Genomic DNA, 24,777 nt, shown 5'->3' on the forward strand with positions numbered 1-24,777 from the left:
ATTAATGTGCCAGTAGGTTAATTTTGAAGTGCATTTTGTATACGCGATCAAAACTCAGCCCATACAATCAGCACTTTCCGGCACCCAAGGAAGCAATCCGGAATTATAATCCTTGTACAGATTTTTATCGCTATGCCCGGATCAGCAATAGCCTGGTCGCTCAAAATCCAGCACCAAAACCAGACGCGCCTGCCCGCTACCTTCGATCGGCGGGGACCTGTGCAGAACGCAGTTCGCCAGGCTGCAGCGCTGTCCCAGAAGCATACCCACTTCATGGGGCTTCATTTCGCCGATATTACCGGGCTCCTCCCCCGCCCTCTCCACCCGCCATTCCGTGCCGGGCCCGAAATACGTCGTGATCAGACGAAAATCCGTATCGTCCTTGTGGAACTTCCGGCAGGCATCATCCGTCACATATTCAAGCCTGAAGGTGCAATCGGCATCGATGTCCCTGACACAGGCAAAGGCCGCCTTAACATCGCCGAGAATGGTTTGGCGAACCAATGCCGGCCAATGGGCTTGCGATAACCAGACCCAGGCGCGCTGAAACACGTCTCTGGGCGGGCCTGTAAACCGGATGTCCTCGAAGCTGGAACAGTCCAGCATCTCAAACGCCGCACCAATTTCAGGCGGTAGCTGCCGAGGCCAGATGGCGAGTTCGGCGCCATCCCCCAGACCAGCCTCCAGCAGGGCCTCAAGGCTGTGGCACAGGAGCACCGGCTCCGCAGCAGGCGCCTGTCTCCTTTTCTTTTCAATGGGATCTTCCAGCAAACTCACCTTGCATCCTCTCGCGTTATAATTATGTAATAACATTACATTTTCAAATCTGTCGAGACCGCCATGACACAGCCCTCTAAACTTCCCGTCACCGTTCTTTCCGGCTTTCTGGGCGCGGGGAAGACCACCCTGCTCAATCACATTCTGAACAACCGGGAAGGCCGCCGTGTCGCGGTCATCGTCAACGACATGAGCGAGGTGAATATTGATGCTGAACTCGTCCGTCAGAACGGCTCCGGTCTCTCCCGCACGGAAGAGGTGCTGGTGGAGATGTCCAATGGCTGCATCTGCTGCACCCTGCGCGAAGATCTGCTGAAAGAGGTCGCCCGCCTGGCGGAGGAAGGGCGCTTTGATTACCTGCTGATCGAATCCACCGGCATTTCAGAGCCCCTGCCCGTGGCCGCCACCTTCGATTTCCGGGATGAGGCGGGCTATTCGCTCGGAGACATTGCTCAAATCGATACGATGGTCACCGTGGTCGATGCCGCCAACATCCTCAGTGATTATTCGAGCACGGATTTTCTGGCAGACCGCGGCGAAAGCCTCGGAGAAGACGACGAGCGCCCCTTGGTCCAGCTTCTGGTGGATCAGATAGAGTTTGCCGACGTCATCATCATGAACAAGGTCAGCCTGGTTTCGCCCGGTGACCGCGAGATAATCCACCAGGTGATCCGTTCCCTGAATACAAATGCCAGGATCATCGAAACGGATTTCTCGGATGTGGAGCTGGGCGAGGTGCTTGGCACGGGCCGCTTTGATTTTGAAAAGGCACACCAGCAGCCGCATTGGGCCAAGGAACTCTACGGCTTTGCAGATCATGTGCCCGAGAGTGAAGAATACGGCATCGAAAGCTTCGTCTATCGCGCGCGCCGCCCGTTTGACCCGGCAAAATTTCATGCCTTCGTGAATTCTCCCTGGCCGAACGTGGTTCGCGCAAAAGGTTTCTTCTGGCTCGCGACACGGCCTGACTGGATGGCGGAAATTAGCCAGGCGGGCGCGCTGGTGCGGCATGAGCGGATGGGACGTTGGTGGGCAGCCGTGCCCGAAGATCAACGCCCGGATAGTCCGGAAGTCCTGCGTTATCTTGAAAGCGTCTGGGACGCCCGCTTCGGAGATCGGCGCCAGGAAATTGTCCTGATCGGCATCGGAATGGACCAGGCCGCCCTCACCGCCAGGCTCGACGCCTGCCTCACAGATCCCGGCGCAATCTCAAAGGCCGGCAGCCTGCAGCCCCGAACCGACCTGCAAGACCCCTTCCCGCCCTGGGGCTGACCGCGAGCGCCAGCGCACCCGCGAGCTGCCGCAACATCACTGGAATTTTCCGGAAAATGATCGCCAATCAAGGCGTTCAACAAAATGGCGCACCCGAAGAGATTCGAACTCCTGACCCCCAGATTCGTAGTCTGGTGCTCTATCCAGCTGAGCTACGGGTGCTTGGCCACTTGAAGAAGCGGGACACATACAGGCGGGTTTGCGACCTTGCAAGCCTCAATTGCCGGTATCTTGTGCAGTCTCTTCAGGGGGTGTTTCTTCGGCCGGTCCGGTGGGGGCGTCTGCCTCGCTTTCCGCCGCGGTCTCTGCAGGCACCTCCGGCGCCTCCTCTGGCGCGTCCTCACTCAGAACCGGGGCGGCGGCGTCGGAAACTCCTTCCGATACAGAGGGTTGCTCCGGCAAGGGAACGCCGGTGACGGCGCTGACCCATGGCGCGAAAGCCGCGACCCGCATGTAAACACCTGGGCTTTCGGCCCGGGCGCAGCCCATGCCCCAGCTGACAATCCCCGCCTGAACCGGCTCTCCTGACGGGCCGCGCAGCACCAGCGGGCCACCGCTATCGCCCTGGCAGGCGTCGGAGCCACCAATCCCGGCGCAGAGCTGGGTCGCCGGATCAATCGAGACATCCGGATAGACGGCCGCCAGCCCTGCCTCATTGATGCGCGCCCGGATCTGGCGGTTGCAGACCCCTGTGTCGACCGCCGGAACATTGCCTTCCTGCAGGATCAGGGACGGGGCGCGGACATGCCGCCCTCCCCGGGCAACGCCCTCCTGCCCCTGGGCGGTCTCGCCGACCTTGCCATAGCCGGCGGCGAGAATGTTGGCGTAGGGCTGCATCAGGTCTCCGGCAGAGCCTGTCAGCCCGTCGAGCGCCATGGTCGGGCCGTTCCAGCGCCTGGCGATCCGCAGCAATGCCAGGTCATACCCCTTCTCGGGCGCGCCGGGCCTGTATTCCGGATGGATCTGCACTTCGCGGACAGCAAAGACCGAATCCTTCGGCACAACCGTCAGATCGCCGAGCCCCACAGCGACGGCCAGCGTGCCGAAGCGGCTCATCTGGCCATTCTCCTCCTCCAGATACTGGGCGGCGCGGCCATTGGTTTCGATGCGGACATTCTCGACACAGTGGGCCGCGGTCAGCGCCCATTCCGGCGCGATCATGGTTGCGCCGCACTCATGATAGATCGTGCTGCCCGATACGGTCTGCACCGAGGCCATCCCCGGCCAGTCGGCGATGTCTGCGTCGCGCCCGGCGACCATGCAGCCCGCCAGGGTGGTGAGCAAGGCGGTCCCCACCGCCAGTTTGAGATATCTGTTCATGGCCGTCCCTCCTGCCGTTCAGCCTCATATACACCACGAGCGATGCTGCGGGCGAGCGTGCTGGCGGCAAGTTCTCCCAGCCGGGCAATGGTGAGCGGGCGGCTGCCTTCGGCTTCCTTCTTTTGGGTAGAAATCACGAAGAGGACGTCGCCATCTGTGGGGGCAAAGACCGGCCGGATGGCGCGGGCCATGCCGGCAAGAGCCATCTGGGCGATGCGCTGGAGTTCGTCATGGGTGACGATCGCGTCGATCGCGATACAGGCCAGGGTGGTATTCTCGCGGGGGCTGGGATTGGCCTTGGCGGCGCCCCAGTCTTCAGGGTCGAAGGCGAGGCCGGGATCAGGGCGCACGCCGCCGAATTCTCCAGCGATTTCAAAAGGCCAGGCCCAGAATGCGTCCGAGCCCGGCATCCGCACAGAGCCGAAACTGTTGACCGCCGCGAGCGCGCCCAGGGTCAGACCGTCATTCGTGACGAGGCTGGCTGATCCGGTGCCGCCGGGGGCGAGTCCGGCGCGGGCGCCATAGCCCGCACCTGCCCGGCCGAGAGCGAAAATTTCCCCTGCTGCATCAAATGCTTGCCGGCCGAGGCGGGCGTAGGGGGATGTGTCACCCCACTCCTTGTTGCCGCCATTGGCGAGGTCGTAGAGGATGGCGGCAGGCACGATGGGGGTAGCGGGCACGCCGGGCCTTGGCACCAGCGCAAAGCCCCTGCCCTGCGCCTTCAGGCCCGCCATGACGCCGTCAGCTGCCGCCAGCCCGAAGGCGGAACCGCCCGAGAGGCAGATGGCGTCGACACTGTCAAAGACCAGCCGGCCTGCGGCCAATACGTCACTTTCGCGTGTACCCGGCCCGCCACCGGCGACACAGACCGCGCCAAGAACCGGACAATTCGGGACAATTACGGACACTCCGGTGACAATCCCGGCATCTTCGGCCTGGCCGACAGATATGCCGTCAACATCGGTTATGAGGTTGCGCAAACCCGGTCTTGCCATGCTATGTGCCCTGCTACGTTTCTGCTTCGCCCTCAGTCCTTAGAGGGAGTGGAGCCCCGCGCCAAGAAAGGGACGATCTATGCGCCATCTCACCGCCCTCACCGCTGTCCTGTTGCTGGCCGCCTGCGCGCCGGCGGCGAAGGCGCCACCTGCGGCGAGCATCGCCCCTGTTTCCGGCAGCGACGCCGGAGCCCTGGGCGATGTGTCCTGGACCAAGGGCGCGATGGTGGCCGCGGCGGACCCGCGCGCGGTCGAAGCGGGAATCCGGGTTCTGAGCGAGGGCGGCAATGCTGTGGACGCAGCCATCGCGGTCCACGCCGTTCTGGGCCTTGTCGAGCCGCAAAGCTCCGGCATCGGCGGGGGCGCTTTCATGGTCTATTACGACCGCGCCCGCGACGAGATCACCGTGTTTGATGGCCGCGAGACGGCGCCGGCTGCAGCGGGCCCGGACTGGTTCGTCAAGGATGGCAAGCCGATGGACTTCCTCACCGCCTGGCAGTCTGGCCGGTCGGTCGGCGTGCCTGGCCAGATCGCGCTCTACAAGACGGCGCATGACGCGGCCGGCCGTGCCAGCTGGGCGAGCGTGTTCCAACCGGCCATCGAACTTGCCGAGGAAGGCTTCGAGGTTTCCCCTCGCCTGGCCGAAGTGATCGCGTCCGAGCGCCTGCGCGCGGTGATCCGCCTGGACGACAATCCGGTGACGGCGGCCTATTTCTATCCCGATGGCAAGCCGCTGCCGGCCGGCTTCCGCCGAACCAACCCGGCCTATGCGGCAACCCTGGCGGCTGTGGCGAATGAAGGCCCTGACGCGTTCTATCGCGGCGCGCTCGCCTCGGAGATCGTCAGCGCGGTGAATGAAGGCCCCGATGGCGGCGACATGACGCTGGAAGACCTTGCCAATTACGAAGTGAAGGTGCGCTCGGCCGTCTGCGGCACGCTGCAATCGGGGTACAAGATCTGCTCTGCGCCGCCCCCAAGCTCTGGCGGCGTGGCCCAGAACCTGATCATGGGCCTCTACGAATATCTCAAGCCCGCCGCGACGGTGAATGCCGATGAAAGCCTGTTGCTCAAAGCCTTCGTCGATGCCCAGCGCCTCGGCTATGCCGACCGGGATCATTATGTGGCCGATGCCGACCATGTGCCGGTGCCGACCGAAGACCTGATCAATCCGGACTATATCAAGGCGCGCGCCAAGGAAGCCTTTGCGCCCGACGCCAAATCCTTCCCCGGCGATCCCGGCGTGGTGCTGGGCGGAGACCCTCTGCGCCCGATGTGGGGGGAAGACCCCACCACCCCCGGCGCAGGCACCACCCATATCTCGATCATCGACCTTGAAGGCAACGCCGTCTCGATGACCGCGACTGTGGAAGCCGCATTCGGCTCATCGCGCATGGCCGGGGGATTCCTGCTGAATAACGAGCTGACCGATTTCTCGCTGATCCCGGAAAAAGGCGGCAAGCCTGTCGCCAATGCGGTCGCTGCCGGAAAACGTCCGCGGTCTTCCATGTCCCCTACCCTCGTCTTCGATCAGGGCGGCGACCTCTTCATGGTGACCGGCTCGCCAGGCGGCAATTCGATCATCGCCTATGTGGCCAAAACGCTGGTCGGCGTTCTGGAATGGGGTAAGACCGCCCAGGAAGCGGCTGCCCTTCCCAATATCATCGCGCGGGGCGACACGGTTGCCGTGGAAGTCGATATAGAGGGTGGCCCGCAAGCGGCTGAAGCGCTGCGCACTATGGGGTATACGGTCGAAGAGCGCACCGGCGAAAACTCCGGACTTCACGTGATCGTCGTGCGCGACAAGGGTCTTGAGGGCGGGGCAGACCCGCGCCGCGAAGGCGTCGCCCTCTCCCTGCGCTGATCAAGGCCATCCCTTCCCGCCATGGCGAAACTCTACTTTTCCTACGCCGCCATGAATGCCGGCAAATCCACCATCCTCCTGCAAGCGGCCTATAACTACCGCGAGCGGGGGATGGAGGTGTTGCTGTTGACCTCCGCGCTCTACCGCGACGCCGAAGATGGACATATCAGCTCACGGATCGGCATCTCCGCCGAGGCGGTTCTCTATAATACGGAGACGGACCTTTTCGGCCTGATCCGGGACCAGAGGAACGTTCACCCGATCGACGCGATCTTCGTTGACGAAGCGCAGTTCCTGACACGGGAGCAGGTGTGGCAACTGGCGCGCGTGGCCGATCATTTCGGTGTGCCGGTGCTGACCTATGGCCTGCGCACCGACTTCCGGGGCGAGCTGTTCGAGGGCTCTGCCGCCCTGCTGGCGATTGCCGACGAGTTGCGCGAAGTACGCACAATCTGCGAATGCGGACGCAAGGCCACGATGGTGGTGCGCCTTGGGCCTGACGGCAAGGCGTTGACCGAAGGCGAGCAGATTTCCATCGGCAAGGCGACCTATCTCTCTGTCTGCCGCCGTCACTGGGAAGAGCGGATGGGCCGTTTCCCGAACGGGTGACAGGGCGCCCTCCGCAAAAACGGCACAAAAATCGCATGGAATGTCACATAGCGCGCATCTTTCAGCCGCAGAGGGCATGCAGCCTTTCTGCGTGGTTGAAGAAAGAAAGGGTGCCAATATGCGGCAAAATCCTGCCAAGACGCATCTGCCCACCGTTATCGCGGTGCTGCTTCTCAGTGTCGGCTTCATCCTTCTGGGCATGACGGCTTCGCCAGAGGCGGCTCCGGACGCCCCCAGCCAGATCACGCGTTAAGAGATATGTCCCGAAACCGGACTGGTGGTGTCTCAAAGCCTGCCGCTTGCCGGAGACTCACGCTTTTCCAGGTTGAGTAAAACTAAACCGTTCATCTGACGCATTGCATTTGCCCCGCGCCCGCGTCAACTGACGCCCGAACAAGAGACAGTGGAGATCTTGGGGTATGAGCGCCGACGCATCCGCAGGCCAGGCAGCGCCTGTCAAAGCCAATCCGAACGGCCCGACCGAGGAAACGGTTCTCTCGGTAGAGCATTATACCGACCGGCTGTTCCGGTTCCGGCTGACCCGTCCGCAGAGCTTCCGCTTCCGGTCTGGTGAATTCGTGATGATCGGCCTGCCCAAGGAAGACGGCAAACCCCTTCTGCGCGCCTATTCCATTGCCTCGCCCGCCTGGGATGAGGAGCTGGAATTCTACTCGATCAAGGTGCCTGATGGCCCGCTGACCTCGCGCCTGCAGAAAATCCAGCCGGGCGACAAGGTTCTGCTCGGGCGCAAGCCAACGGGCACGCTGGTGCTGGATGCGCTGACCCCCGGCAAGCGGCTCTACATGTTCTCTACCGGTACGGGCTTTGCCCCCTTTGCCAGCCTGGTGCGCGATCCCGATACCTATGAGCGCTATGAGGAAGTGATCGTCACCCATACCTGCCGGGATGTGAACGAGCTGACCTATTCCCGCACCCTGATCGACAGTCTCAGCGCCGACCCTCTGGTGGGCGAAATGGTGGGCGGCAAGCTGAAGCTCTACACCTCCACCACCCGCCAGCATCACGAGCGCATGGGCCGCATCACCACGCTGATCGAGAACGGCAAGCTGTTTGCCGATCTCGGCGTGCCCCCGCTGGATCCGGCGACCGACCGCGCGATGATCTGCGGCTCGATGGAGATGATCCAGGACGTGAAGGCGCTGATGCTGAAGGCCGGGCTGACGGAGGGCTCGAACGCCGCGCCGGCCGAATTCGTCATCGAGAAAGCCTTCGCGGGTTAAGACTGTTATCCAGCGTAGCGGCTTATGTTGCGGTGCGGCATAAGCAGGCCGCCGGGATCAGCGGCTGGAGGGCGCAATGGACCTGACCGTCAAAGACCCGGTGATGATCTTTGCGATCGTGGCCGCGCTGATCCTGCTGGCGCCCATCGTGCTTGGCCGCTGGCGCCTGCCGGGCATGATCGGCCTGCTGATTGCCGGCGCTCTGCTCGGGCCCAATGGCATTGGCTTGCTGGAGCGGGATACGTCCTTCGTACTCTTCGGCACGGTAGGCCTGCTCTACATCATGTTCACCGCCGCCCTTGAGGTGGACCTTGCCGTTCTCAACAGGTCGAAGATGCAGACGCTGGTCTTCGGCCTCCTGACCTTTGCCGTGCCGATGACAATCGGTCTGGTGGCGGCACGCTATGTGCTGGGCTTTGAATGGTTGGCGGCAATTCTTCTGGCCAGTACCTTCGCTTCCCACACGCTGTTGACCTATCCGATTGCCAGCCGCCTCGGTATCGCGCGCAATCCGGCGGTGACAACGGCCGTAGGCGGAACGATTATCACCGACTCGCTCGCGCTGCTGGTACTCGCCGTCATCGCGGCAATGACCCGCGGGGAAACTGGCGAAGGTTTCTGGTTGCAGATGACGCTGGGCCTCGGCCTCTATGTTGCCGGCATCCTCTTCCTTCTGCCAATCATTGCGCGCTGGTTCTTCCGAAACATTGCGCGCGATGGCGTGTCGGAATTCGCTTTCGTTCTGGCGGTGGTCTTCGCGATTTCGGCAACGGCGCATTATGCCGGGTCCGAACCGATTGTCGGCGCGTTTCTCGCCGGCCTCGCACTCAACCGGCTGATTCCCCATCACGGCACGCTGATGAACCGGATCAACTTTACCGGCGAGGCAATCTTCGTTCCCTTCTTCCTGTTGTCGGTCGGCATGCTGCTCGACCCACGCATCTTCCTGGGCGGGTTTGATGCCTGGCTGGTGACGCTGACAATGGTGGGCGTCGTGACCTTGTCGAAATGGATAGCTGCGCATGCCACCGGCCGGCTGCTTGGGTACAATACCAACCAGGCACAGGTCATCTTTGCCCTGTCGGTTCCGCAGGCGGCCGCCACGCTCGCGGCAACGATGGTGGGCTTCAGCCTTGGGCTGTTTGATGAAAAGGTCGTCAATGGCGCGATCATGATGATCTTCGTCACCTGCATCCTCGCGCCCATCGTCGTGCAGCGCTATGGCCGGGCCATCGCGCTGGCCGAAGCGGTGGTACAGGAAAAGGTGGATGTGAACGTTCGTCAGCATATCGTTGTTGCCTGCGCCAACAGCCAGCCTGGCCATCGCGTGATCGATCTTGCCATCCTGCTGCGCGACACTGACCATTCCGAGCCGGTAAGCCCGGTTCGTGTCCTGTCAAACCTGTCGCGTAGCCCTGCTGCGGATCAATCGGCGCGACTGGAGTTGCAGGCGATCGCCTCCCAGTTTTCTGCTGCCGAAGTGCCCACCGAACCTCAGCTCACTCATGCGGTGAATGTCGGCTCCGGCCTGATTTCGGTGATGCAGCGCACCCAGGCGACCGATCTCATTGTGGGGTGGCCGGAGACGGGCTCAACCCACGAACTTCTGCGCGGCTCGCTGATCAACCAGCTTCTCGGGCAAGTGACATTCAATCTCTTCGTCTCACGCATTCAGACGCCCTTGAAGACGCTCGGGCGCATCCTTCTCGTGCTGCCAGCCCATGCGGAGCATGAAGAGAGCTTCTACGAGGCAATGCACACCATCCGTCGTCTGGCCTCGCAGATCGGGGCACAGGTGACCATCGTCACCGACAAGGATGCCGCAGCGACTTTTGCCACCTATTTTGAGGACGGCACGATCTTTGAAGACGTGAAGTTCCATGCGGTGAAGAAATGGAACAAGCTCGTCCCAACGCTTTCCAAGCTCGCCCATACGGAAGACTTGATCATGGTATATGGCGTCCGCCGGGGCGGCCTCGCCTGGTCGCCCGGCGATATTGCGCTGCATGCCCGGATCGTTCAGGGCCTGCCGAAGGCGAACGTGATCCTCTACTACCCGGCCGAACCCGAAAGGGTGGAGGAAGCCCGCCCCGCCAGCTTGCCGGGCGGGTATATCCCCGCCATACCCGACCGCTGATCAGCGCGCGTCGCCGCGGCCTGCCTTGAGCTCCTGAACCTCTGCGCGCAGGTCGGCTATCAGTTGCAACAGTTCCCGGTGGCGCTTGGCCTCCAGGGTTTCCTGCGCTTCAAGCTCGTCGCTGATCTTTTCCTCGGCATCGAGCACTTTCTCGATGGCGCTTTCCTGCAGCGAATCGACGATGACCGCCGTGAAGAGGTTGAGGATCGCCCAGACGGTGAAGAGGATGAACGGGATGAAGAACGCCCAGGCCCAGGGATATTCTTCCAGCAGTTCGCGCATGTGGTCGTTCCAGCCCTCCATGGTGAGCACTTCAAACATGGTCAGGGAAGAGGCGGTCAATGTGCTGAAATTGTCTGTGTTCTGCGACCCGCTGAAAAGATAGGTCGCCATCACCACGCTGACGTAGAACACAAGGCCCAGGATCGCCAGAATGGCCCCCATGCCGGGGAGGGCTGTCAGCAGCGCCTCGGTGATGCGCTTCATGGTCGGGATGAAGTGCAGGAGGCGCAACAGGCGCAGCACCCGCAAGGCGCGCAGCACCGTGAAGGCCGATCCGCCGGGGATGAGCGACACACCGACCACGATGAAATCGAACCAGTTCCAGCCGAGCTTGAAGAATTGCAGCCGGTAGACGAACAGCTTGAACAGGATCTCCGCCACGAAGATCAGCGTCACCACCGTATCGAAGAAATTGAGCGCGGCTACGAGCCAGTCCGGCAGGACTTCCGAATAGGTGAGTATACCGAGCACAATCGCGTTCAGGACGATCAGCGTCATGATCGTCGTGCGCACTACAGGTTGTTCGATGAAGGCTTCCGCGCCCGAATAGTGCGTTGTTTCGTCCAGAGTGGCCTTTGGCATTGTCCCCGTTCTCCCATGCTTTGCGGGGGCAAGCCTTAGCCGCTGAAGCCGGGCGATCAAGTTAAAGGATCAAGACGCCCCGCCCCTGTCGCCTCAAACGCCCGCCCCCTGCCCGTCCACGCTGCGGTGAGGATCGGAATGATCCCATTCGGCCAGCAGCATCCGCAGGGTGGAGATGAACGCAATCGGCTGGTCCAGCATCACATGATGCCGGGCATGGGGCACCGACACGAACGGCACCTGATGACCCAGGAGGCCGCGCATGTAATCGCCCACATCATCCGGCATCAGCGCGCTTTCCTCGCCGCGGATGATGGCGATGCGGCATTGGGCGGCCTTCAGCATCTCGGCAGGGTCCAGCCCCGGCTCGAACCGGGTCCAGATCATCGGATCAAACTTCCAGGTCCAGCCCCCCTCGGCGCGTTTCAGGCTCCAGCGGGCGATATAGTCCATCGCATAATGGTTCTCGCAGAGCTGAGGCGGCGCCAGGCGGAACCGCGCGAGCGCGGCGGCAAGATCGGGATAGACCTTATGCGGACGGCTGGCGCGGGAGGGCCCGTCTCTCGGGCGTTCCGGCGGATTGACAGGGCTGTCGACGATCACCATGCCCTCAAACCGGCTGCCATGCTTTGCGCCGGTCACCAGCGTGACGAAGCCGCCGAAGGAATGGGCAATGATCACGGGCTTTCGCGGCGCATCGAACAGGCCGGCGGCTTCGGCCACCGCCACCTCCTCTTCGGAGAAAGTGTCCATGTCATAGGCGTCTCGCCACGCGCTGTCGCCCATGCCGGAAAATGTCAGCGCAGCAACATTGTAGTACTCGGCAAAATAGGGCGCGACGAAATCCCACCAATGGGCATGGGCGCCATTTCCGTGCACGAACAACAGGCCCGGCGCCCCGCGCTTGCCCCAGCGCTGGAAGGTGACTTCGGCGCCCTTCACCATCACCTTGCCGGTCTCGTAAGGCATCGCAACGGCTTCGTGGAACCAGGCCGGAGCCGGCGGCAGCGCGCCCGCATACTCTGCCAGAGGTCCGCCTTCCGACGGCATCTCTGCGGGCTGGTCCTTGACGATGGGGTTCTTGTCTCTGGTCATCGGCGCCTCCTCCAGCTGTCAGGTTTGAAGCCATATCCGGCAGGCGGCAACCCTTTCGCCACGTCAGAGGCGCAAACGGAAAGGGCCGGCAGGTTTCCCCGCCGGCCCTGGTTCAGGAACGGTCTGGCTGCCGGTCAGTATTTGACGGCGCAGCCATAGGGCTTGGTGCTGGCGGTCGCCACCGGCTTGCCGGCGCTCAGATCAGCCAGCGCGGCGGTCACATAATTCTCCGCCTTGGCGATGTCCTCGACTTTTGCCGAAGGGATCGAATCGATTGCGCCATCATAGACGAGCTTGCCCTCAGGCGTGACGATATACATGTGCGGCGTGGTCTTGGCGCCATAGAGACGGCCGATGTCACCGCTCTCGTCGAGGATCACATGTGCCGGGGCAGCCCCGCGCGAGGTGGTCAGCTCATTGGCCTTCTCAGGCGAGACATGGCCCTGCGAGCCCGGCCGCGAGGAGATCACCGAGAGCCAGACAACATCATCGGCCGCAGCTGATGCCTGCAGCGACTGCATGTTGGCCGGCGGGGTGGCGTAGTGCTTCTTCACGAAGGGGCAGCCATCATTGGTCCACTCAAGCACGACGGTTTTGCCGGCAAAATCTGCCAGCGAGACAGTTTCGCCATTGGAGGTTGTGCCAGTGAAGGCCGGGGCAGAGCTGCCCACATCGGCGCTGGGGGCCGCTTCGGCTGTGGAGGCAATCAGCGCTCCGGCAGTGAGGGCAACCGCAGCGGCCATGCCGGCGGCGAGGCTCAAGTGGCGGCGGGAAAGTATCATCGTCGTCTCCTGTCTCGAATATTCACACTAAGTCCAAGTATAGCCCTGTCATCCTTGGACAAGTCCAATGACAAGTTCTTGAGTGAGGATCTCGGGCAGGATCTGCGGCTCGCTCGCCCCGGCGGGATACCAGAGATACATCGGCACCCCGGCCCGCGCGCGCAGCTTCAGCTCTTCGGCGATCATCGGGTCTTTCTGGGTGAAATCTGCCACCAGGAAGGCCACATTGGCGTCCTTGAACGCCTCCTGCACCTTGCGCGTCTTCAGCGTGGTGAGCTTGTTGACCTGGCAGCTGGCGCACCAGCTGGCGGTGAAGTCCACGAAAACGGGACGGCCTTCCGCCAGCATCGCCTGCACCGTTTCCGGGCTCCAGGCTGCTTCGCCATAGCTGCCGGTGAAAGCTGCCTGGCTGCTGCCGCTCACCGGCGCGGTGGGCACATTGGCCTGCATGGCGGGATAGACAAACGCCCCAGCCAGCGCGAGCGCGGCAACGCCCTTGCGGAGGCCCCCGCCCTGACGCCCCAGCCAGATCGCAAACACCAGCGCCGTTGCACCGGCCACCGTCCAGCCGACCGCCCCTGCCCCGGCAAGGCCTGCGACCACGGAGAGCAACCAGGCAGCGGTGAGGAACATCGGAAAGGCAAAGGCCTGTTTCAGCGTGTCCATCCACTTGCCGGGCTTGGGCAGCAGGCGGTGCAGTCCCGGCACAAAGCTGAGGATAAGGAAGGGCAGCGCCATGCCGAAACCCATCGCCAGGAAGACGGCGATCACCGCCGGCGCCGGCTGACCGATTACAGCGCCCAAAGCGGCGCCCAGGAAGGGGCCAACACAGGGCGCGCCAACCACAGCGGCCAGCACGCCAGTAAAGAAGGCACCCGCTGCGCCGCCACGATTGGCCAGGGTGCCGCCAAGGTTCTGAACCGAGCTGCCGAGTTCAAAAAAGCCCATCAGCCAGAGGCCGACAGCAAACATCACCAGGGCAAGGATGGCCACTGTCGGCGCGTGCTGCAGCTGGAAGCCCAGCGTTGCCGAGCCGGTTGCCTGCCGCACCAGCAGCAGCGCGCCTGCAAGCGCCACAAAGGAAATCAGCACGCCGCCGGTATACCAGAGCCCGTGGGACTTAAGCTCGCCGGCGCGGCCCGAGGCGGCCGCCTGCACCATGCCGAGCGCCTTCATTGAGAGGACCGGCAGAACGCAGGGCATGAGATTGAGAATGAGGCCGCCGATGAGGGCAAAGAAGGCAAGCATCACGATCCGCTCAAAACCAAGCGGAGCGGCGCCATCAGCGGCAGAACCAAGCCCCTTGCCCGGCATCACGGCCTGCACTTCCCGGTCAGCGGTCCCCGCAAATATCTCCCCGCGGGCGGCAGATATTTCGTAGCCCACAGGCTCGGCGCCCGGCGCATCTATGCGGATCACGCCGTCAAGCGTGTCTGAAACGCTGCCTGTGCGATCGGGAGTCAGTGACAGGCTGGCGCCGTCCGGCCCGGCCCGCTGCGGCTGGGCTGCCGGATGGCTGATCTCGTGATTGAAGGGGAAGAAGCGGATGTGCGCGTCTTCCGGGAAACCCGCTTCCAGGCGCAGCGACAGCCTCCAGGGCTCAGTCGCATCATCTATCCGAGCCTCCCCCGGAAAGGCGGTCGGCACGCGGGCGATCCATTCGCCAATCTTCGCGCCTGCCCCGGCATTCTCCACCGGCGCGCCAACCGGCAGGGTCAGCGACACATCGGCCGATTCCGGAATGCAAATGGACTCGCAGATAAGGTAGTCCGCCTCGGCAACGATCTTGATCTCGCCGCTCGCGTCCTGCGGTACCGTCACGGGAAAGGCGAAGACAACCTCGTCATCATAGCCATAATCCATGATCTCGCCTTCAACGACGGGGATCAGGTGCGGCAGGGGCCAGAGGAACTCGCCCACAGCGTCTTCTGGCAGGCTGGTGCCCTCTTTCAGGATCAGCCGCGGCGGCAGGCCGGCATCCCCGGCATTGCGCCAGTAGATGTGCCAGCCATCATCCATCTGCATCCGCAGCGCGGCATAGAAGGTGTCTCCGGGCGCGACGCTGACCCTGTCTGAGATCAGCTCTGCCTCGGCCCGGCGTTCGTCCATCTGCGCATGGGCCAGCCCCGCCATGAGCGAAAGGCCGAGGAAGGCCACGGCAAAACGCCGGATAAACCCTGTCATGTGCAGCAGCTCCGTCAACACTAACGATTGCATGACATATGCGCCGGGCGTCTGGTCGGGGAAACCCCTGCTCGCCGGTTCGTGATGCCGCCAGCCTGCGTCAAAAAAGAAACGGCCCTCCACAAGGTGGGAGGGCCGTTCCGGAAATCACGAAGAAGAAGGATCTCAGGAGACCGCTTCGGCCGGCTGGGGCGCTGCGCGCACAGCGCGGTTGACCACTTTCGACCAGTTCAGCAGCGATACGAGATGCGCATAGCAGGCGCCGAGCGCGCCATTGTTGCGCAGCTCCAGGAATTTCTCCGGCGCAAGCGCATTCAGGCGCTCTTCGGAGATGGCCCAATAGTCGGCAACCTTCTGCGCGGGGCCGGTATTGTTGCCCTGCGGGTCGCGCGGCTGGAAGGTCACCGTCTTCTGCTCGAAGAGGTCCATGTCGCGGAGGATTTTCACGAAGTCCACCGTTGCGCGGCGCTGACGCTCGAATTCCTTGCAGAACTCGATGGCGTCATTGGTGAACTGGGTCGGCTGGCCATTCTGGAAGAAGGGCACTTCCGGCTGGTTGGAAACCATCGGGGCAGACCGGTCCACGCAGAGGAGAAGGCGGTCAGAGCCCTCATCGGTGGCGAAGACGAACGGATAGCGGCGCACGAAGGCCGGAATGTAGTGGTCTTCCAGCACCAGGCCGTTGGCGTCCACATACAGGTTCTCGCCCTGGCGAACGCCCATCACGGCAACCGGCGTGCGCTCTTCACCGACAAAGATGATCGGGTAGGAGGCAGCCGACACGCCAAACTCGGTCACCGTCACCGGAACGGCGTGCGCTTCGCGGAGGAAACCGAAAGGCTGGGGGATCTGCTTCACGCCAAGACCGCCATGATCTTCAGCAGAAAGCGGCTGCGGATTCTTGTAGAACAGAACTTGACCGGAAAGTGCGGCTGAACCGCCTGTCGTAGTGGGCGTTGTCACGTTGCGTGGCTCCTCGGAACTTTGCCGGAGAAGTAACGGAAATAAACTATGGCCACAACACCCGAAACAAGCTCAATTACAGTGAAAACCGAGTAATATAAGTGTCATGCAAGCCTTAAGCGGACGCAGAACAGTGCGCCTTTTGCCGGCGGGGCTTTGCGCAGCCCTTTTCATCGCCGTGCTTCCGGTTGCCTGCACCCCGCGCGCAGACCCCGAGGGCACCCCGCGGCGCGTCGCTCGGGAGATTGAGCGAACCCTCACCACCGTTGCCCAGAATGAAGTGACCCGGGATCCCGAACTGGCCACACGGCTGGGCTTGCCGGAAGCGGATGCGGGCTATGCCTATAACCGGTTCCTGACCGACCGGTCGCAGGCGGCCTATGAGCGCGCGCGCCTCTCGCGCCTGGAAACACGTGACCTTCTGGTGCGCATCACGCGCCCGGCGCGCGGCAGCGCCCTTGCCCGCCATCTCGACACGCTGATTGCAGCTCACGAAACTGCTGAAACCCTGTTCATGGCCGGTCATGGCGCCTCTGCGCTGGGCGCGTCCTACCCCTATGTGGCTGACCATACGCGCGGCGCCTATCTGGATGTGCCCGACCTTCTGACGCGCTTCCATCCCCTGCGCACACCGGCAGACGCGCGCGCCTATGCAGACCGGATGGCCCAGTTTGCCGATGCCATCGAGGACGACCGGCGGCGCCTGGAATCTGATACCCGCGCCGGAACGGTGCCCCCTGCCCCCATCCTGCGCCGGATGTACGCGCTGGCGGCTGCTGCGGCGGCGGTGCCGCCCGAGACCAGCCCGGCCGTGGTGAACTTCGAAAACCTGCTGCCCGGCATCGCCGAGCTGACACCGGCAGAGCGCGAACAGCTGCGGGCGGATGTGCGCCGGATTGCCGCCGGGAATGTGCGCCCCGCCTACGCCGCCTTTGCCGCAAGCCTCAGCACGCTGGCCAATACCGCCCCGGAATTGCCCGGTGTCTGGCAGCTTCCCGACGGCGCGGCCTACTACGCCGCCGCCCTCAAGGCCTATACCGGCGACGACGCCTCGGCCGCTGGCCTGCATGAGCGTGGCAAGCGGGAAGTCGACGCGCTGCTGGCAGAAACAAACCGCGCCCTGGTTGCCCTCGGCCTTGAAGACGGCAGCGTGGGCGAGCGTCTGGCTTTCCTCGCCGCCCAGCCCGGCCAGATTTATCCGGATACAGAAGAAGGCCACGCGGCCCTGATCGGCCGCATTCTGGCCCATGCGGACCGGGCCGAAGCCGCCCTGCCCGGCCAGTTTGACATCACCCCCGCGGAAAAGGCGGGCCTGCGTGCCGTGCCGCCGGAATTTGCAGGTTTCCTGCCAGCGGCGGCGTATCTTCCCCGCGCGCTCAGCGATACCCGCCCGGCGCGGGTGGAGATCAATGCCCGGCGCCTGGCAGACTGGCCGGATTACTCTCTGGCAGTGCTGGCCTTTCATCAGCTTGTGCCCGGCCACCATCTGCAAAGCAGCGCAGCCCGCCAGGCTGATCTGCCACTGGCGCGCCAGATGGTCTGGAATGTGGCCTATGGCGAAGGCTGGGCCTCCTATGCCGAAACCCTTGCCGATGAGCTGGGTCTTTATTCGGAAGATCCGCTTAGCCGCATCGGCTATCTGCAATCCATGCTGTTGCGCGCTGCAGGGCTGGTCGCCGATACCGGCATCCATAGTGAACGCTGGAGCCGCGATCAGGCGATTGCCTATCTGGCAGAGACCACCGGCCTCAGCCTCGAAAAGAGCGCTGACGAGGTGGACCGCTATACGGTGCGGCCGGGTTATGCCGCAGCTTACTGGATTGGCCGCGAACGCATCCTCGATCTGCGGGAACGCGCCATCCGCGTTCTGGGCCCGAAATTCGACCCGAAGGAATTTCACCGGGTCATCCTGATGGGCGGGCCGCGCCCGCTCGGCATGGTCGAGGAAGACGTCACCCGCTGGTACACCGCGCAGGTTCAGAACTGAGCCCTGCCCCCGCGCGGCGCCACCACCAAGGAAACCCTCTCAGGCCGCCAGCCGCACCGGCGCCTGTTGCGACCGGCAGACGGGCATGAACCCGGCCTCCAGATCGGCCACCATCGCCGCGCGCTGGCCGCCATCAAACTCCAGCGCCAGGAACACGGCGTTGGCGCCGTAACGCTCCGCCTCTGCCAGCGCCCAGATCGGCTGGATGTCATGCGGGCGGCCGGACAGCTCCATCACCCGGTAAACGCGCCAGCCGCAGGCATCCTGGGCTGCAAAGATCACCACACCGGCACTGCGCGCCCACGGGGCGTCTGCCGCCGTACGCTGGAATTTCCACGCCTTGCCTGACTTGCCGCGAAAGCTGACTTGACCAAACATGTTCTTGCTCCGTTCCTTGTGGAATGTTCTTATGATGTTCCAGTTTGGTTCGCAAGAAGTTTTTGGTAAACAAAGGGTTAAACGGCAAACGCGCCGTTAACGCTCCGCTGTGGACAGGGGTGTGGATATGGCTGTGGAAAAACGGTCAGCGCACGATGGTGAAGCGGCGCGATTCGAACACTTTCAGCACCTGCCGCAGATCGCGCCCCCGGCGCAGCACCTGCCCGGCTGATCCATACACCGCATACTGGCCCTGACGATTGGCCAGCGCAGGTTCCTTTTCGATTCGCCAGGTGGGGCTTTCGGCATGGCGGCGGAAGATCGCGAAGGTCGCCACATCCTCCTCCATGCCGATGGCATAGTCGCGCGCCTCGCCCGCGATCACCAGCCGGCCATAGACATCGAGAATGGGTTGCATCTCTGCCTTCTGGAAGGCAACGACCGGTTCCGGTGCAGGTTTCCTGTGGAAAGAATCCGTCATCTCGGTTACAGTTTCGTCACAGGTTTCCGTTCGCGTCCAGCCCCTTGTAGAGCTAACGCATAATTAATCCCGCAGACTCGGTTTCACCGCAATTCGGCCTTGCCCCCGCCGCATCGCGCAGCCATCTTATGGGTGTCGGACGGAGGACTTCAGCAAGCGCCCCGGACCCATCAGCCCCCCCAGCCCCCTGGGGTGTTTGTAGCGCCACCGTCCGACAACCCAACCCCCTGAAAATTCAGAGAATTTCGGCGCGCTGCACGCGTCGCGTTCAATGCTGCTTCTGCGGCATCCGGTCGAGAATCGGTTTCACGAATCGCGCCGCCGTTCGTCCGACCCCGGATGCATGCGCCAGACGCCGTGCGACAAAGGACTCAAGGTCTTCCGGGGACGGATTATCGGCCCAGTGCAGCACGATTGCCGGGATCACGCTCGCCAGCAGGCCGCGCTTGGAATAGCGGTTATAGTCTTCAGAGGTGTCGCCCGCTGCGGTCCATATCATATCGGCCACTTTCCAGCTGCGCTGCAGCGCCGGCCCCGCGCCCCAGGGCAGGAAGCCGCGGGCCGCCGCCCGGCGCACCGCTTCCCGGTGGGGCTCCAACTCGGCCAACCAGGCGAGCACACCGCGCTTCACCTTGTCAGGCACCCGCAGGCCGGTCATGTCCTCCCCTGCCAGCGCGTCCCGCGCGCGGGCTTCGGCATCGTCAAAAAAGCCCTCGATCAGGTCGATGACACCCCGCGGAGCGGCCAGGGCCTGCTCGCCCGGCGTCAGGCCCGCCTTGACGGCGGCAGCCGCCGCCGCCGCCTCACTCCAGCCCTCAAAAACGACCTCTGGAAGCAGGGCCTCCAGCCAGCGGCGGCGAAGCAGTGCAGAAGGTGGCGTCGTCATGTGTCGATTCCCGGCGCAAGGGGCTTGGCGAAAGCTGTTTCACCGTGATATAGGCCGCGCTTCTTAGGCTGTCAGGCCCGTAATTAACGAATTCCAGGGTGCCTGGCGCCCGAAAGAACCCGATGGAGAAGTCCCATAGTACAGATCGTCGTCCGCGATAACAACGTTGAGCAAGCCCTCCGCGCGCTGAAAAAGAAGATGCAGCGCGAAGGCCTGTTCCGGGAAATGAAGGCCCGTCAGCACTTCGAGAAGCCTTCCGAGAAGAAAGCCCGCCAGCGCGCTGAAGCCGTGCGCCGTGCCCGCAAACTTGCTCGCAAGCGCGCCCAGCGCGAAGGCATCGTGTAGGCTGATCGCTTCGCAGCGTATCGCTGAACCACACGAAAAACCCCGCCAGAGATTTCTGGCGGGGTTTTTGTTTGCCCGCAGCTGCCTCTTTTCCGGGCATGGCGCCGACCCTGACCGCTGTTACGGCCTGATTTGACTCTGATTTTCACGCCCGATGGAACCCATTGCCGCCTTGCTCGTTCAGAACCGCAGAGCTTACGGAAAAGTCAGGTTCCTCCCATGCCGCGCACCAGCCTGTACGAATATCGCGCCTGGCCCTCTGAAGGGTTGCCGCACATCGAAGCGCTTCATCATCTGTTTGGCCTTGGCGTCGCCGAGATCCGGACAGACACCTACCTGTTCTCCCCTGCCCGCCCGAACTGGCTGATCGTGTTGCACGGTGTTGCAGCAGTGGAGATCCTCGAGAAAACCGGCGAAGATGGCCTGCTCACGGGCTGGAAGGTCATTGCCCGGTCCGAATTCCCCCTGCGCCGCGGCATTGTGCGCCATCTGCAGGAAGCGTTTCCGGCCGCCGATCTCTCCCACCGCATCCTGGTGCCCGGCGATCTCATCTCCTGGCTCGATGCAGGCACGCAGATGTTCACCGCCCACAAGCGCACCGTGCAGTTTCAGCGCGAAGGCTGCGTGGCAGAATTCTCGCAGGTTGAAGCCGGTGACCGGCGCGCCGAAACCTTCTCCCTTATCTCCAAGCGCGCAGACACGGTGATCGAAGCGCTCGACTGCCTGCCCGCCCCGCGCTTGGAGAACGTTGATTACGGCTCCTGGCTGCAAGGCCGGCCCTGGAACGCGCAGATCATCGAACCGGCCGCCAGATCCTACCGCCCGATGCCCGTTCTCGGCGCCGCAAGGGTCGCCTGAAGACAGGCCTGGTCCAGACCCAAGCAAACCCCGCCAGAGTCTCTGGTGGGGTTTCGTTTTTTGGGCGGCTGTCGCCAGCGCAAAATCGATCCTTCACCCCTCATGGCGTTTTGTCTCTTGTCATGATCCAATAATTCATGCATCCATGAATTATGAAACAGTTTGATGCGGTAAAAATGTTATCGGCCATAGCCCATGAGGGGCGGCTCACGCTCATACGAAGCCTCATTCAAGCGGGGCCGGAGGGCATACAGGCAGGAGATCTCGCGCGGATCGCGAAGGTGGGCGCAACCACTGCGTCGGCTCAATTGCTGGTCCTGACGAATGCAGGTCTCGCCAAATCGGAGCGCCGGGGGCGGCAGGTGGTGTATTCGGCCTGCTATGACCGCATCCGCGACCTGATGCAGTTCCTGATGCTGGATTGTTGTGCCAAGCGGCCTGATATCTGCCTGCCGGTTGCCGAGGCGGTCAGTGCATGAGGCCGGTGATCGACTTGTCCAGGGCCGGCAAATCGGACGTGGCGGCGTTCAACGCGTCCTGTTTCTGTCTGCCGCTGAACCGTCCGGCGCTGGACGCGGCAATCATTGCCGATACCGCCATCCCGGACATGGCCACGCTTCTGATGGGCCGGCCCAACCTTTTCGCCGGAACCGGTGTTTTCCTTGCCCGGGAAGACCTGAACGCGATGCTGGACCAGGTCCATGCCATCGAAGCGGCGGCCGAGCTTCTAGCCTTCCAATGTGCCGCCTTGTCGCGGGCCGATTGCGCGGTCGCCAATCTCCAGCCCGCAACCCGCGGCGCCTTCATGGGCTATGACTTCCATATCACGCCGGACGGTCCGCGCCTGATCGAGATCAATACCAATGCGGGCGGCGCCTTTCTTGTTCGCGCCCTGGGCGAGGCCGTCGCCCGCAGCGGCGCGCCCGGCTTCGTTCCGTTCGCACCCGGACGGTTTGAAGACCGCATATACGAGATGATGCTGTCTGAATGGCGCAGGGCGGGCCGTTCCGGTTCGCCGAGAACCCTCGCCATCGTCGACGAAGCACCGGCGGATCAATACCTCTATCCCGACATGCTGCTTGGCCAGGCCACGCTCAACCGCGCCGGCATCGAGACGATCATCATCGACGCCGGCGGCCTCAGCCTCAGCTCCAAAGGGCTGATGGCAGACGGACGCATTGTCGACATGGTGTATAACCGGCTGACGGATTTCGCCCTGGCGGCGCCGGTCTCTGAAACCCTGCGGGCGGCGTTCCTGCGCGATCAGGTGGTCGTCACGCCTGCGCCGCGCCATCACGCCCTTTTCGCCGACAAGCGCAACCTGGCATTCCTCTCAAACAATGCGCAGGTCAGGGCCTGGGGCCTGGCGCCCCACCATGCAGACACGCTCGCGCAGCTGCCGGAAACGGTGATCGTCACGGCCGGGAACGCAGACCTTCTCTGGGCGGAACGCAAGCGCTATTTCTTCAAGCCTGCCGGAGGCTTCGGAGGCTGCGCTGCGTATCGGGGCGACAAGCTCACACGCCGGGTCTGGAACGACATACTCGGCGCCCGATACATCGCCCAGTCCTTCGTCCCCCCGCCCGTGCGCCAGGTCAGCACGGATGCCGGCCCCGCCCAGCTGAAATTCGACATTCGCGTCTACACCTATGCCGGCGATCCGCTGCTGCTCGCCGCCCGCGCCTATCAGGGTCAGACGACGAATTTCCGCACACCGGGCGGCGGTTTCGCGCCGGTGGTGGTGACCGATGTCTGACGCATCCCCCAGCGCGCTCCAAAAGGCCTGTCCGAAAAGTATTCAGTACACATACATATCTTTCGTGGGTGCAGGCGGCGGGAGGGTTGCCGCGCTTCAGTCCAGATACCCCAAGGAGACATTGGCATGATCACGCTTTATGGCGGCCCCACCACGAATACCCGCAAGGTGACCATCGCGCTGTCGGAGCTCGGGCTCGACTGGACCCTGCGCGAAGTCAGTCTCGCCCGCAAAGAGCAGCATGAGCCGTGGTTCCTGTCGCTGGCGCCGAACAACAAGATCCCGGTGATCGAAGACAGCAAGACAGGCCTCAAAATATGGGAATCCGGCGCAATCCTGACCTATCTGGCAGAACAGTATGACGCCCACGGAACACTTCTCGCCAAATCCGGCAAGGCACGATACGAAGCCTTGCAGGGCGCCTTCTTCCAGGCGGCTCATATCGGCCCAAACCTTGGCAGGCTGAACGATCAGCTTACGGCCAGCGAAGCTGACAAAATCCCGCGGATGCAGGCGCTGTTCTACGAGGAAGCCGTGCGCCTGACGCGCGTGCTGGACCGTATGCTCGCTGACGGCCGGCCATTTCTGGCAGGCGATTACTCCATCGCCGACATCATGCACTATCCCTGGCTCAAGGCGGGTCTCGACCTGGGCTTTCCGGCGCTGACCGAAAAGCCGGGCCTTAAAGAATGGCTGGGCCGAATTGGCGAAAGACCCGCTGTGGCCAAAGGCATGGCGGCCTTGACCTGAAACGCTCCGGAAGCCGGCGTTCGGAGGAAGACCGGTGCCGGCCTCCCAGGCCCTTACCCCGCCTTCGGTTTCAGACCGAGGGCGCGCTTGATCATGCCGCCCAGCTCTCCAATGCCTGCGCCGTGTACGGCGCCGGCGCGGTAGACCTTGGTGGCGCCCCAGACGACCAACGCGGTAATCACGACCATCATCCCCATCTGCGCCAGCACTTCCCACATCGGCGGGTCATGCGGCATCCGCAGGATCAGCAGGAACGGCGTGAACAAGGGAATCCACGAGGCAATGTCCACGATCGGCGAGCCGGGATCCTGGAACGCCACAAAGATCGCAAACATCGGCAGCATCAAGAGGATCATCATCGGGCTGAGCAGCGTCTGCGCCTCCTGGATCGTGTCGCAGAGCGAGCCGAGCGCCATGAACAGGGTGCCATAGAGAATATAGCCGAGCACAAAGCTCACCAGCGCCGGAAGGATCAGTTTCGGATCGGTCACCGCCGCGATGAAAGGCTGGATCATGTCCGCCATGCCGGGCACCTGGCTAGCCGAAACGGCAGACCCCACGATGCCGAACAATGACCAGGACAGCATCATCGTCGAAGTGACCGCAAACACCGCCAGCATCTTTCCCGCCAGAAGCTGAGGCAGCTGCACGGAGGTCAGCAGCGTATCGAAGATCTTGTTGGACCGCTCCTCGATCGTGCCCATCAACAGGTACTGGATGATCGAGAAGATCATCAGCCACAGGAAATAGGCAAGCGCTGCCGACACGAGCGCCGGCGCGCGGTCTGCCATCGTCACTTCCGCGCCGCTTTCCCCCGCCTGCGTGGCGTTGAGGCGGAAGGCGGGCACCTTGATCGCCGCCGCGTCTGCCTGTTTCAGGAAATCCGGATTGAGGCCGGAAGCGGCCAGCGCGTCCCGGCGGCTGAGATCGCGCATGGCAATTTCCGCCGTCCGCTGCAGCGTGTCGACATTCACGTCCCCGCTCCAGTATTCCAGCTGTGATCCGTCCTCGGAAAGTATGAACACGGCAAATAATGGCCGCTCGCCCGCCGGGCCGGAAACCGTCCGCTCCCCCGTCAGCCAGGGGCGCAATTCTTCCAGCGTGCGCGCGGGCGCAGGCACTTCGATGAATTTCCGCCCCCCGGCCGCATCGGCCACCTGATCCTGGGCCTCGGCGAGGGGAATGTTCATCTGCTCGGCCAGGGCCCGCGCCTCGGCGGCCGCGTCGCTGCTGCGG

Annotated in this window: 24 protein-coding genes and 1 tRNA gene; 12 read left to right on the forward strand and 13 right to left on the reverse strand. The window is 63.2% G+C overall.

The genetic code is table 11. The features are described 5' to 3' along the window. Positions 1–141: 141 nt before the first annotated feature. Positions 142–777 carry a DUF1826 domain-containing protein gene (locus C0456_RS11815; RefSeq protein WP_291052182.1) on the reverse strand — a complete coding sequence of 212 codons (636 nt, stop codon included), beginning with the start codon at positions 775–777 and terminating at the stop codon, positions 142–144. A gap of 63 nt (positions 778–840) precedes the next feature. On the opposite strand from C0456_RS11815, the gene zigA reads away from it, so the two are divergent. Then, on the forward strand, positions 841–2,049 hold the full coding sequence (zigA, locus tag C0456_RS11820; RefSeq protein WP_291052183.1) for a zinc metallochaperone GTPase ZigA: 1,209 nt from the start codon (positions 841–843) through the stop codon (positions 2,047–2,049). A gap of 85 nt (positions 2,050–2,134) precedes the next feature. Here zigA and C0456_RS11825 read toward each other — a convergent pair. The 3 genes from C0456_RS11825 to C0456_RS11835 form a co-directional block, all read right to left on the reverse strand. Beyond that, positions 2,135–2,211 (reverse strand) — tRNA-Arg (locus C0456_RS11825). 54 nt (positions 2,212–2,265) lie between these two features. Next, a complete protein-coding gene (locus C0456_RS11830; protein WP_291052186.1) occupies positions 2,266–3,369 on the reverse strand; it encodes a serine protease in 1,104 nt (367 codons plus the stop codon). Then, positions 3,366–4,349 (reverse strand): P1 family peptidase, encoded by a 984-nt coding sequence (locus tag C0456_RS11835; RefSeq protein WP_291052188.1) that lies wholly within the window; start codon positions 4,347–4,349, stop codon positions 3,366–3,368. The genes C0456_RS11830 and C0456_RS11835 overlap by 4 nt, the downstream gene beginning before the upstream one ends. Positions 4,350–4,443: 94 nt before the next feature. Between C0456_RS11835 and ggt the strand changes: the two genes are divergently transcribed. The 5 genes from ggt to C0456_RS11860 all read left to right on the forward strand — a co-directional run bounded on the left by ggt (position 4,444) and on the right by C0456_RS11860 (position 10,212). Next, entirely contained in the window at positions 4,444–6,225 is a 1,782-nt protein-coding gene (gene ggt, locus C0456_RS11840; protein ID WP_291052189.1) for a gamma-glutamyltransferase, read from the forward strand. A gap of 21 nt (positions 6,226–6,246) precedes the next feature. Continuing rightward, positions 6,247–6,834 carry a thymidine kinase gene (locus C0456_RS11845; RefSeq protein WP_291052191.1) on the forward strand — a complete coding sequence of 196 codons (588 nt, stop codon included), beginning with the start codon at positions 6,247–6,249 and terminating at the stop codon, positions 6,832–6,834. A gap of 118 nt (positions 6,835–6,952) precedes the next feature. Further along, positions 6,953–7,087, forward strand: coding sequence for a hypothetical protein (locus tag C0456_RS11850; RefSeq protein WP_291052194.1), 135 nt, complete (start codon positions 6,953–6,955; stop codon positions 7,085–7,087). A gap of 166 nt (positions 7,088–7,253) precedes the next feature. Next, entirely contained in the window at positions 7,254–8,075 is an 822-nt protein-coding gene (locus C0456_RS11855) for a ferredoxin--NADP reductase (protein WP_291052197.1), read from the forward strand. Between the two features lie 76 nt (positions 8,076–8,151). Next, positions 8,152–10,212 (forward strand): cation:proton antiporter, encoded by a 2,061-nt coding sequence (locus tag C0456_RS11860; protein WP_291052199.1) that lies wholly within the window; start codon positions 8,152–8,154, stop codon positions 10,210–10,212. On the opposite strand, the gene C0456_RS11865 is transcribed toward C0456_RS11860, so the two are convergent. From C0456_RS11865 to C0456_RS11885, 5 genes are all read right to left on the reverse strand, one after another. Continuing rightward, the gene (locus tag C0456_RS11865) at positions 10,213–11,076 is read right to left on the reverse strand and encodes an ion transporter (protein ID WP_291052202.1); all 864 of its coding nucleotides are present in this window, start codon (positions 11,074–11,076) and stop codon (positions 10,213–10,215) included. A 93-nt stretch (positions 11,077–11,169) separates the two neighbouring features. After that, positions 11,170–12,171 (reverse strand): alpha/beta hydrolase, encoded by a 1,002-nt coding sequence (locus C0456_RS11870; protein WP_291052205.1) that lies wholly within the window; start codon positions 12,169–12,171, stop codon positions 11,170–11,172. 134 nt (positions 12,172–12,305) lie between these two features. Further along, positions 12,306–12,953: a redoxin domain-containing protein gene (locus C0456_RS11875; RefSeq protein WP_291052208.1), complete on the reverse strand. Its 648-nt coding sequence runs from the start codon at positions 12,951–12,953 to the stop codon at positions 12,306–12,308. Positions 12,954–13,001: 48 nt separating this feature from the next. Then, positions 13,002–15,137: a protein-disulfide reductase DsbD gene (locus tag C0456_RS11880; protein WP_291052211.1), complete on the reverse strand. Its 2,136-nt coding sequence runs from the start codon at positions 15,135–15,137 to the stop codon at positions 13,002–13,004. 165 nt (positions 15,138–15,302) lie between these two features. Further along, positions 15,303–16,100 (reverse strand): SapC family protein, encoded by a 798-nt coding sequence (locus C0456_RS11885; RefSeq protein WP_291052214.1) that lies wholly within the window; start codon positions 16,098–16,100, stop codon positions 15,303–15,305. Between the two features lie 133 nt (positions 16,101–16,233). Here C0456_RS11885 and C0456_RS11890 point away from each other — a divergent pair, with 133 nt between their 5' ends. Further along, positions 16,234–18,087, forward strand: coding sequence for a DUF885 domain-containing protein (locus tag C0456_RS11890; protein ID WP_291052216.1), 1,854 nt, complete (start codon positions 16,234–16,236; stop codon positions 18,085–18,087). 39 nt (positions 18,088–18,126) lie between these two features. Here C0456_RS11890 and C0456_RS11895 read toward each other — a convergent pair whose 3' ends face one another. The 3 genes from C0456_RS11895 to C0456_RS11905 all read right to left on the reverse strand — a co-directional run bounded on the left by C0456_RS11895 (position 18,127) and on the right by C0456_RS11905 (position 19,832). After that, positions 18,127–18,465 carry a hypothetical protein gene (locus C0456_RS11895; RefSeq protein ID WP_291052219.1) on the reverse strand — a complete coding sequence of 113 codons (339 nt, stop codon included), beginning with the start codon at positions 18,463–18,465 and terminating at the stop codon, positions 18,127–18,129. A 145-nt stretch (positions 18,466–18,610) separates the two neighbouring features. Next, a complete protein-coding gene (locus C0456_RS11900) occupies positions 18,611–18,946 on the reverse strand; it encodes a DUF2794 domain-containing protein (RefSeq protein WP_035595244.1) in 336 nt (111 codons plus the stop codon). Positions 18,947–19,214: 268 nt separating this feature from the next. After that, positions 19,215–19,832, reverse strand: coding sequence for a COQ9 family protein (locus C0456_RS11905; protein WP_291052222.1), 618 nt, complete (start codon positions 19,830–19,832; stop codon positions 19,215–19,217). Positions 19,833–19,922: 90 nt separating this feature from the next. On the opposite strand from C0456_RS11905, the gene rpsU reads away from it, so the two are divergent. The 5 genes from rpsU to C0456_RS11930 all read left to right on the forward strand — a co-directional run bounded on the left by rpsU (position 19,923) and on the right by C0456_RS11930 (position 23,541). Further along, complete coding sequence (gene rpsU / locus C0456_RS11910) at positions 19,923–20,177, forward strand: 30S ribosomal protein S21 (RefSeq protein WP_367179257.1); 255 nt, start codon at positions 19,923–19,925, stop codon at positions 20,175–20,177. A gap of 219 nt (positions 20,178–20,396) precedes the next feature. After that, positions 20,397–21,035, forward strand: a complete 639-nt coding sequence (locus C0456_RS11915) for a hypothetical protein (RefSeq protein WP_291052225.1) — start codon at positions 20,397–20,399, stop codon at positions 21,033–21,035. 152 nt (positions 21,036–21,187) lie between these two features. Beyond that, positions 21,188–21,514, forward strand: a complete 327-nt coding sequence (locus C0456_RS11920; protein WP_291052228.1) for a transcriptional regulator — start codon at positions 21,188–21,190, stop codon at positions 21,512–21,514. Next, complete coding sequence (locus C0456_RS11925; RefSeq protein ID WP_291052231.1) at positions 21,511–22,791, forward strand: hypothetical protein; 1,281 nt, start codon at positions 21,511–21,513, stop codon at positions 22,789–22,791. The genes C0456_RS11920 and C0456_RS11925 overlap by 4 nt, the downstream gene beginning before the upstream one ends. A gap of 126 nt (positions 22,792–22,917) precedes the next feature. After that, a complete protein-coding gene (locus C0456_RS11930) occupies positions 22,918–23,541 on the forward strand; it encodes a glutathione S-transferase family protein (protein WP_291052234.1) in 624 nt (207 codons plus the stop codon). A gap of 53 nt (positions 23,542–23,594) precedes the next feature. On the opposite strand, the gene C0456_RS11935 is transcribed toward C0456_RS11930, so the two are convergent. Next, on the reverse strand, positions 23,595–24,777 hold a 1,183-nt coding region (locus tag C0456_RS11935), incomplete at its 5' end, for an ABC transporter permease (RefSeq protein ID WP_291052237.1).

The organism is Hyphomonas sp. (genome assembly GCF_013823385.1).
Taxonomy (GTDB): domain Bacteria; phylum Pseudomonadota; class Alphaproteobacteria; order Caulobacterales; family Hyphomonadaceae; genus Hyphomonas.